This window comes from Eubacterium multiforme, assembly GCF_030813415.1.
GTDB classification, from domain to species: Bacteria; Bacillota; Clostridia; order Clostridiales; family Clostridiaceae; genus Clostridium; species Clostridium multiforme.
This window is the reverse complement of record NZ_JAUSUF010000026.1, coordinates 1-10,718: the sequence shown is the minus strand read 5'-3', so window position 1 is coordinate 10,718 and position 10,718 is coordinate 1. Positions and strand designations below refer to the sequence as shown.

At 27.9% G+C, this 10,718-nt stretch carries 5 protein-coding genes, 1 rRNA gene and 1 pseudogene; all 7 read right to left on the bottom strand.

The annotated features are described in order from the left end of the window. Window positions 1-510: 510 nt before the first annotated feature. On the bottom strand, window positions 511-1,617 hold the full coding sequence (gene glgD, locus J2S18_RS16235) for a glucose-1-phosphate adenylyltransferase subunit GlgD (protein WP_307488402.1): 1,107 nt from the start codon (window positions 1,615-1,617) through the stop codon (window positions 511-513). Between the two features lie 22 nt (window positions 1,618-1,639). Then, a complete protein-coding gene (locus J2S18_RS16230; protein ID WP_307488401.1) occupies window positions 1,640-2,800 on the bottom strand; it encodes a glucose-1-phosphate adenylyltransferase in 1,161 nt (386 codons plus the stop codon). Between the two features lie 288 nt (window positions 2,801-3,088). Then, a complete protein-coding gene (locus tag J2S18_RS16225) occupies window positions 3,089-5,524 on the bottom strand; it encodes a glycogen/starch/alpha-glucan phosphorylase (protein WP_307488400.1) in 2,436 nt (811 codons plus the stop codon). A gap of 48 nt (window positions 5,525-5,572) precedes the next feature. After that, a complete protein-coding gene (gene glgA, locus J2S18_RS16220) occupies window positions 5,573-7,006 on the bottom strand; it encodes a glycogen synthase GlgA (RefSeq protein ID WP_307488398.1) in 1,434 nt (477 codons plus the stop codon). Continuing rightward, window positions 7,006-8,979 carry a 1,4-alpha-glucan branching protein GlgB gene (gene glgB / locus J2S18_RS16215; protein WP_307488396.1) on the bottom strand — a complete coding sequence of 658 codons (1,974 nt, stop codon included), beginning with the start codon at window positions 8,977-8,979 and terminating at the stop codon, window positions 7,006-7,008. The genes glgA and glgB overlap by 1 nt, the downstream gene beginning before the upstream one ends. Before the next feature lie 342 nt (window positions 8,980-9,321). Then, a pseudogene (locus J2S18_RS16210) lies at window positions 9,322-10,533 on the bottom strand (SulP family inorganic anion transporter); the annotation flags it as partial. Between the two features lie 90 nt (window positions 10,534-10,623). Next, window positions 10,624-10,718, bottom strand: a 5S ribosomal RNA gene (rrf, locus tag J2S18_RS16205); the annotation flags it as partial.

Below are 10,718 nucleotides of genomic sequence, written 5' to 3'. Positions count from 1 at the left end.
ACTCATAAAACTTACTTTAATAAAAAGAATTGCTGGTTCTAAATGTATTCTATATATTCTGTTCAATTTTCAAAGACCATTTTATCTCGTCGCCCCTAAGCGACTTGTTTATCTTACCACTTCTGAAGAACTGTGTCAATATTTTTCTTAAAAAGTATTTTTAACTTATTTAATGTAAAATATTGTTTTGTTTCTGTGAAACTGTTCCGCATCAGCGACGAAATTTATAATAACACATATAAAAATATATATTAATTATATTTCTACTATTAATTTAGATTAATTACATATAATTATCTTTTTCTTCATTTTTCTTCAAATTTCTTATTATGATACACCTGGTTATGTATTAGATATATTTTACATAGTTATCTATTTTTATTCACATTTTAGAAATTTTTTATAAACTATTTATTCACACTTTATATAGTTTGTTATTTTTACAACTTAATTTCACCAACAAAAAGAAGTGCTAATAAAACTAAATTTATAGCACCTCTACTTAATTATCTAATATTTATTTATTTTCTGTATTACAATAGGCCAATTCTTAGATCCTATATAACGTTCATGCTTATATACTTTTATTTTTTTATCTGCAATTACATTTTCTAATTCAGAGCCCTTTTCAATAGTTGTACCTTGAAGTATTATACAATCTTTTATTTTCACATCTTTTCCTATATATACTCTCCTTGATACTATACTATCTTTAACTTCACCATCAATATAACACCCATTAGCTACTAATGAATTTGACACATTACTATTATTTGTATATTGTGTTGGTCCTTCATCTTTTATTTTTGTATATATAGGTCTATCCTTACAAAATATTTCTTTATTAACCTCTTCTTTTAGAAAATCCATATTTGCATCATAATATGCCTTTAATGAATTTACACAACTTAAGTATCCTTTAAATTCATAAGTTCTAACATTTAATCTATCTAAATTAGAATGAATAAATTGTTTTATCTTCCTATACATACCACTTCTAATAGATTCATTAACAATATCTATAAATAAATCCGTTCTCATAACATACATTTCCATACTTATATTTGCATTATTTGCCTGTCCAATATTCTCCCCAACACTTATAACCCTTTCATTACTATCTATATTTAATATATCGCAATCTATACATTCTTTATTTGCATTATTTATATTTTTATAAACCATAGTAACATCATTACCATCTCTTTTATGTTTTTTTATTAATTCTCTAAAATTAATATTACATATCATATAAGCTGGAGCCAAAATAACATATTTCCTTTTACTATACTTAACAAATTCAATATTGTCAGAGAAATTATGCACATCATCATAAGACGGATCCTCATCACCAAAATTAAAAACCTTTAATCCATCTTTTTTTCTATGAAGATCCCAAGGTCTTCCATTTGTTAGATGATCCATTAAAGATCTTGACTTATTTTTTGCAAAAATTCCAATGCACTCTATTCCTGAATTAGTCATATTTGATAATATAAAGTCAACTATTCTATATCTAGCTGCTATAGGAATTGAGGCTAAAGGTCTATTTCTAACTAGTTCTCCCATTCTAGCTTCATTTTCATCTAAATTTATTATTCCTAAACAATTATTCATGCCCGATAATCCGCCCTTCCTTTTATACCAATTTTTTTCTTCTAATTACACTCCCTGCATCTATTTTTTCTTTGGAAGCTACAACTGAAATTTCTTCTCCATTACCTATTTGCGACTCCTTTTTTACAATTACATCACTACCTATTATTGCTTTATTAACTACTACATCATCATCTATATAAGAGTTAGGCATAATTACAGAATCTTTTACAACTGCATTTTTCCCAACATAAACACCTTGAAATAATACAGAATTATAAACTTTTCCATGAACAGTACATCCTTCTACTATAACTGAATTTTTTAAATCAGCTTTTTCTCCAATATATTGAGCTGGACTTACAGGATTAACCGAATATATTTTCCAATCCTCATCAAATAGATTTAATTCATTTTCCATTTTTAATAAATCCATATTAGCCTCCCATAAACTTTCTATTGTTCCAACATCCTTCCAATAGCCTTGAAATGGGTAGGCAACTAACCTATTTCCCTCTTCTATCATCTTTGGAATTATATTTTTTCCAAAATCATTACTTGAATATATATTTTCTTCATCTTCAATTAAATGTCTCTTTAATGTTTTCCAATTAAATATATAAATACCCATTGATGCATTTGTGCTCTTTGGACATATAGGTTTTTCTTCAAATTCATATATTGATGAATCTTCCCTCGTATTCATAATTCCAAACCTACTTGCTTCTTTATATGGAACGTCAATTACTGCAATTGTTGCATCTGCCTCCTTTTGTTTATGGAATTCTAACATCTTATCATAATCCATCTTATAAATATGATCTCCTGATAGCACCAATAAATACTCTGGATCATAACTATCTACATATTCTATATTTTGATAAATTGCATTTGCTGTACCTTTATACCATTTACCACCCTTTTCTTCTTGGTAAGGTGGTAATATACTTACTCCTCCCTCTCTCCTGTCAAGGTCCCATGTATCTCCTATTCCAATATGTGAATTAAGCTCTAAAGGCTTATATTGAGTCAAAACTCCTACAGTATAAATACCAGAATTTGAACAATTACTTAAAGGAAAATCTATTATTCTATATTTTCCTCCAAATGGCACCGCAGGTTTTGCTAATTTTTTTGTTAATACCCCTAATCTTGAGCCTTGTCCACCAGCTAAAATCATTGCCACTATCTCTTTTTTGCTCATTATATATCTCTCCCCTTCATATGTTTTCCTTTATTTACTAATCAAATTTTTAAATTAAACTAATTTTCAAAGCACTTATATAAACATATGATGGTTCCTTATTATTTATACATAATTTAGTTTATGAAGAAGAAAAATAATAAAAATACTAGCATTAATAGTCTTAATAGTTTAAAGCTTCTACTTTAAATTAAGATTTTGCTAGTATTTTTTATATTGAATAATATTAATAAATTTTCATATATAATATCTTTAAAGCATTAGCTAAAAATAATACTATTTTTTAAATTATAAGTTTTTATATAGTAATTCTGAACCCCATATTCCATTTGCATATTGAAGTATTGTTCTATCTGATGAGAATATTCCTGAATGAGCTATATTTATTCCACACATTCTTTGCCATGTATTAATATCTCTATATAGTTTATCAACTTTATTTTGTGCCTCTATATATGAATCAAAATCCTTAAGAACAAAGAACTCATCATTATAAGGAATTAAATTTTCATGTATTGCTCTAAATCTTTCCCTATCAAAATGATATTTGCCATTAATTAAATCATCTACTACATTTTGTATCCTTGAATTATTTTTATATACATCAAAGGATGAATACCCTCCATTTTTATAATAATTTAAAACCTCTCCTGAGGTTAATCCAAAAATAATGATGTTTTCATCACGAACCTCATCCCTTATTTCAATATTTGCTCCATCTAATGTTGCAATAGTCACTGCCCCATTCATCATAAATTTCATATTTGAAGTTCCTGAAGCTTCCTTTGTAGTTGTTGATATTTGTTCACTTAAGTCAGTGGCTCTTATTATTTCTTCTGCAAGAGAAACATTGTAATTATCCAAAAAAATAACTTTAAGCTTATCATTTACTTTAGGGTCATTATTTATTTTTTCTGCAATTCTATTTATAAGTTCTATAGTATTTTTAGCTAAATTATATGCTGGAGCTGCCTTCCCTCCAAAAATAAATGTTCTAGGCACAATATCAAGATTTGGATTTTCTAATAATCTATTATATAAATCCATTATTCTTAAACAGTTTAATGTTTGCCTTTTATAAGCATGAATTCTTTTTATTTGAACATCAAATATAGAATCTACATTAACTTTAATACCCTTTTTCTCATATATTGTATCTGCTAATTTTAATTTATTTTCTCTTTTAATTTTATGAAGTTCTAACTGAATATTTTTATCATAAGCTTTATTTTCAAAACTTTCTAAGTCAGTAGGATGCTTTATGAAACTATCACCTATTGTATCTACTATTAATTTAGTTAACTTAGGATTTGTCTTTAATAACCATCTCCTATGAGTAATTCCATTAGTTTTATTGTTGAATTTATTTGGATAATAATAATAAAAGTCACTCATTTCCTGTTTTTTAAGTATTTCCGTATGAAGCTTTGCAACTCCATTTACACTATGACTTCCTACTATTGCAAGATTAGCCATTCTAACCTGACCATCTGCAAGTATTGCCATACGAGATATCTTATCCCATTGTCCAGTATAAGTATTCCAAAGGTCTGCACAAAACCTTTCGTTTATTTCATTAACTATCATATATATTCTTGGAAGTAGTGACTTAAACATATCAATTGGCCACTTTTCAAGAGCCTCTGCAAGTATTGTGTGATTTGTATAAGAAACTGTGTTAGTTGTTATTCTCCAAGCTTCCTCCCAAGAAAATCCCTCTTCATCTAATAAAATTCTCATAATCTCTGGAATTGCAAGGGTTGGATGAGTATCATTTATATGAATTGCTATTTTTTCATTTAAATTTTTTAAATCTCCACCATGTTTTTTATAATGTCTAATTATCCCCTGTATACCTGCTGATACGAAGAAATATTGCTGTTTTAATCTAAGCATCTTACCTTCATATTGAGAATCATCAGGATAAAGCACCTGAGATATTGCTTCAACTGAATTTTTATAATCTAAAGCCTTTAAAAATTCTCCTCTACTAAAGGATGAAAAATCAAATTCATTATTTACAGTTTCAGCACTCCATAATCTTAAAGTATTTATAGTATTATTCTCATATCCAACAACTGGAGTATCATAGGGAACTGCAAGAACTGGTTCGTAATTTACATGGGTGAATTTTAACTTTCCACCTATTTCTTCTTTAATTATATTTCCACCAAACTTAACTATTTCTTTTTTATCATTCTTTCTCTTTTCCCAAACATTTCCGTCCCTAAGCCAATTATCAGATACCTCAACTTGAACTCCATCTATTATTTTCTGTTCAAAAAATCCATATTTATATCTTATTCCACAACCATGTCCTGCTATGTTTAAAGATGCCATAGAATCTAAAAAACAAGCTGCAAGTCTTCCAAGACCTCCATTACCTAAGCCCTGATCATGTTCTAAGTTTTCTAATTCTTCTAAACTAATATTTAAATCCCTTAAGGCTTCTCTACATACATCTCTAATTCCTAAATTAAGTAAGGCATCTCCAAGAAGTCTTCCAAGCAAAAATTCCATTGAAAAGTAATATACTTGCTTTTCTCCAGTACTATTATACTTTTTATTAGTCTTCATCCAGTTTTCTGCAACATAATCTCTAACCAAACTACCTAAAGCTTCATACTTTTTATAATTACTCCCCTCTGAAAGCTCTTCTCCATGAATTTCTAAATATTTTTTCTCATAAGCCTTCTTGAAAGTATTCTTATCAATGGTTAGCATACTTATCCCCTCCACACTCATCTCTCTATCTCTGGATTTTATGACTATTTAATCACCAATTATTTGGCTATATATTGCTTTATAATCATTAGCTGATTTTTCTAAACTATTATTTGATGATAAAGCCTGTAAAACTATAGAACCCCATTTGCTTTTATCTTTATAAATCTCTAAAGCATATTCAATAGTATTTAATAATTCGTTAGCATTGTAATTTTTAAAGCTAAATCCATTTCCCACACCATTATATTGATTATATGGATAAATAGTATCTTTTAAACCACCAGTTTCTCTAACAATTGGAATTGAACCATACCTAAGGGCTATAAGCTGACCAAGTCCACAAGGTTCAAAAAGTGAAGGCATTAAAAACATATCTGTTGCTGCATATATTTTATGAGCTAAAGAATTGTCAAACTTAATATTTGAAGACACCTTATCTCTATATCTATCTGCTAACCCTTTAAAATGATTTTCATAATGATAATCACCTGTTCCTAATATAACTAATTGAATATCATGCTGTAATAATTTATCTGCAATATCAACTAATAAATCTAACCCCTTTTGATTTGTTAATCTAGATACCATAGAAATCATAGGTATATTTCTATTTATAGGTAATCCTAATTCCCTTTGAAGCTCTTCTTTATTACTTCTTTTTTTGTCTAATGAATTTTTATTAAAATTTAAGTATATAAGAGGATCCGTTTCTGGATTAAACTCACTATAATCTATTCCATTTAATATTCCACTTAAGGCATATTCCCTATCTTTTAATATATAATTAAGCCTTTCCCCATATTCCTCCGTTTTAATTTCATCCACATAGGAATAACTAACTGTAGAAATTCTATCTGAATAAAGTATTCCACCCTTCATAAAACTAATTCCATCATCAAAAGCTAAACTACCATTATAGTAAAGTTCTAAATCATATCCAAAAAGATCTGGTAATACTTCCTTTGGAAATATCCCTTGGAACTTAATATTATGAATGGAAAATATAGATTTTATCTTTTCATAAAATCTATCCTTTGTATATTCAACTTTAAGAAGTACTGGTATCATTCCTGTATGCCAGTCATTACAATGAAGAATATCTGGTTTAAAATCTACTTCTTTTAAAAAGGTTAAAACTGCTCTATTAAAAAAGGCAAATCTTTCACCATCATCATAATATCCATAAAGACCATCTCTTCCAAAGTAATACTCATTATCTAATAAATAATAAGTAACACCTTCTTCCTTATACTTAAAAATTCCACAATATTGAGTTCTCCATCCAACCTTAACCATAAACCACTTTATAAATTTAAGTTTATTTTTTAAACTTTCCTTTATATTCTTATATTTAGGAATTACTACTCTTGCATCAGTGCCTAATTTAGCTAATGATTTTGGAAGGGACCCTAAAACATCTCCAAGTCCTCCTGTTTTTATAAATGGATTAGCCTCAGACCCAACAAATAAAACCTTCATCAAATCTCCTCCTTATTTCTCATCTTTAATATTACAGTTCCCATAGGTGGTACCTTTATTTTTATACTATTTTCAAACTCTTTATAATTTTCTCTTGTTGAAATTAGTAGCTCCTTCATAACTTGTCCTGAACCTCCATACTTTCTATTATCAGTATTTAATACTTCCTCATATATTCCTTCGTAAGGCACACCAATTCTATAATCGTAATATACGATAGGTGTAAAATTTGATACAAAAATCAAAGTGTCATTTTTACTTCTTCCTCTACGCAAAAAAGAAATAATGCTTTGATTATTATTGTCTATATCTATCCACTTAAAACCTTCAGGGTCAAAATCTAATTCCCATAACCCTTTATTATCTTTATATAAATTATTTAATTCCTTAAAAAACAACTGTAATTTTTCATTAATTGGATATTTATAAATAAGTTCCCACTCAATTTCTTTATTTACTCTCCAATCACTTAATTGTCCAAATTCACTTCCCATAAACATAAGCTTCTTTCCTGGATATCCCATCATATAGGAATAAAATAGCCTAACCTGTGAAAACTTATTCCAGTTATCTCCCCACATTTTATTAACTAATGACTTTTTACCATAACTAACTTCATCATGAGAAATTGGAAGAATAAAATTTTCTGAGTAATTATAGGTAATTGGAAAGGTTAATTTATTATGATTGTATTTTCTATATATAGGATTTAATTTAATGTATTCTAAAATGCTGTCTTTCCAATCCATATTCCATTTAAAATTAAAGCCTAATCCACCTTGATTTTCATCTCCACAAACTTTATTCCAGTTTTTAGATTCCTCTGCAATTATAATAACCTCTGGAAATTCCATAAAAACAGCTCTATTTAATTCTTTAATAAAATCAATTCCCTCTAAATTATTTTCTCCTCCATAAATATTAGGCAGCCACTCTCCATCTTCTCTTCCATAATTTAAATATAATATGTTAGAAACATCATTGATTTTTAAGCCATCAATATGATATTCCAGAATCCAATATAAAGCATTTGAAATTAAAAAACTTTTAACTTCAGGTTTACCTAAGTCAAAATTAGAGGTTCCCCATAACTTATTTTCAGCCTTCCAACCTTCTTCATACTCATAAGTTGGAGTGCCATCAAATCTATAAAGTCCATGACCATCCTTACAGAAATGCCCTGGTACCCAATCTAAAATCACCCCAATGTTCCTTCTATGAAGTTCATTAACTAATTCCTTAAACTCTTCTAAATTTCCGTATCTACTAGTTAATGAATAAAATCCAACCCCTTGATATCCTAAAGACTCATCTAAAGGGTATTCTGCAAGGGGCATAAATTCCACATAGTTATATCCCATATCTTCTAAATAATCAGGAAGTATATTTTTTAATTCCTTATATGTTAAAAATTTTTCTCCTTGCTTTCGCCAGCTACCTAAATGAATTTCGTAAACATTTATTGGAATCTCATAAATATTCATATTTTTTCTTTTATCAATCCAATAATCATCACTCCAATTAAAATTATCTTCTTTATATACAATTGAAGCACTTTTAGGTCTAACTTCAGAAAAAACTGCATAAGGATCTGCTTTATAATTTATGTTTCCATAAATATCTTCTATTCCATACTTATATTTTGTACCTGATTTAATATCTTTAATGAAAATACTCCAAACTCCATTTGAAGTAATTTTACTCATTTTATAGTTTTCATCTATAGAAAATCCATTAAAATCTCCTACCAAATATATGTTTTTAGCCCTTGGTGCCCAAACAGTAAATCTAACACCTAAAATTCCATTTTCCCTAATAAATTTACTTCCTAATATGTTATATGCTTGAAAATTTCTTCCTTCATGAAATAAAGAAAGACTATAACTGACAGAATCTATTTTATTTGTTTTAATACCTTCTTTATTTTTAAACTTTATTTTTAAGTTTTTAATATTAAAGACCTCTTTTATCATCTTCTGTCCTCCATATAATTTCTTAAATACCAATAATAAATTAACTCATATTATTATTATTCAAATAAAATAAGTTTTATTAATAAAAATAAAATTTATAACTCCCCTTTAATTATAGAAAAATAAATCCCAGCTACCATTTCCCAAAATAATCCATATTTCTTGATTTCATTATAATTTCCAAAAACAAAAAAGCCCTAATCATCATAGTGATTAAGACTTTTTATACTAAACTTTTATTATTTATAATTTTATTTTAAATTTCATTTTTAAAGCTTATTAACATGCAACTTCAATATTATTATCATTATCCTTATTAATTAACTTTATTATTATAAAATGAACTACCATTGCAACTAAAATTGCAACAACTAAGTCACAAGTCACAGTTAAAACAAAAGTTGTTAACAATTCAACTGCATCAAACTTATCATTGTGGATAACTTTTACACATTCTCTCCACTCACTCATATTATATGAAACAACTACAAGAATTGCAGCTAATGCAACTAGTGGAACATATTTTATAAGAGGCATAAAAAGTATCATTATTAAAAATAACATAATAGCATGAACTATACCTGCAATTGGAGTTCTTCCTCCATTTTTAATATTTGCAGCTGTTCTAGCTATTGCACCAGTTGCTGGAATTCCTCCAAATAAAGATGATGCAATGTTAGCTAAACCTTGTCCTATTAATTCAGTATTTGAATTATGTTTTTTATCAATCATTCCATCTGCAACTACAGCTGATAATAAAGATTCAATTGCTGCCAAAAATGCAATTGTAATTGCTGGCATAAATAATATTTTTATTTTATCTATTGTAAACACTGGTAATGTTGGTTTAGGAATAGTTGATGATATATCTCCAAAAGCAGAACCTATTGTTTGAACATTTAGGCTTAATGCTGTAACTATTAATGTTGATATAATTAAAGCAATAAGTGATCCTGGTATTGTTTTATTTATTTTTGGAAATAAAACTATTATAGCAATACAAAGTATTCCAATAAGTAATGCAACTAAATTAGTTTCATTAAAGTGTGATATGTAAGCACTCCATTTATGTAAAAATTCTGAAGGCACTTTTACTATGTTTAATCCAAATAAATCTTTTATTTGAGTAGATAATAAAGTAACAGCAATTCCTAAAGTAAATCCTAAAGTGATACTTTTTGGAATATATTTTATTAAATTTCCAAGCCTTAATAATCCAAATAATATTAAGATAACACCAGCCATTAAAGTTGATATTATTAACCCTTCAATTCCATACTTCTCTACAATTCCGCAAACTATAATTACAAAAGCTCCTGTCGGACCTCCAATTTGTACTCTACTTCCTCCAAATAAGGATATAAATAATCCTGCTATTATAGCTGTTATAAGTCCCTTTTCTGGTGTTACTCCAGAAGAAATTCCAAGTGCAATAGAAAGTGGTAATGCAATAATTGCAACAATAACTCCAGCTATAATATCTTTAAATATTTGCTCTTTTTTAAGTTCTTTTTTTCTGTGTTTTAGTATAGAGAAAAACTTTGGTTTTTTCATCAGTACAGAAATCCCTCTTTTCTTATAATTTTATATATGTGATATATACATGAAAAAAAGAGATAGTAATTACTATCTCTTTTAATATAGACCTGGCAACGTCCTACTCTCCCACACGGTCTCCCATGCAGTACCATCGGCGCTATAGAGCTTAACTTTCCTGTTCGGAATGGGAAGGAGTGTTT

What these genes read in the sequence shown, in the direction of transcription:
- glgB (WP_307488396.1), bottom strand. Translation starts at nt 8,979, where the DNA reads ATGATAAAAGAGGTCTTTAATATTAAAAACTTAAAAATAAAGTTTAAA.
- glgD (WP_307488402.1), bottom strand. Translation starts at nt 1,617, where the DNA reads ATGAATAATTGTTTAGGAATAATAAATTTAGATGAAAATGAAGCTAGA.
- J2S18_RS16225 (WP_307488400.1), bottom strand. Translation starts at nt 5,524, where the DNA reads ATGCTAACCATTGATAAGAATACTTTCAAGAAGGCTTATGAGAAAAAA.
- glgA (WP_307488398.1), bottom strand. Translation starts at nt 7,006, where the DNA reads ATGAAGGTTTTATTTGTTGGGTCTGAGGCTAATCCATTTATAAAAACA.
- J2S18_RS16230 (WP_307488401.1), bottom strand. Translation starts at nt 2,800, where the DNA reads ATGAGCAAAAAAGAGATAGTGGCAATGATTTTAGCTGGTGGACAAGGC.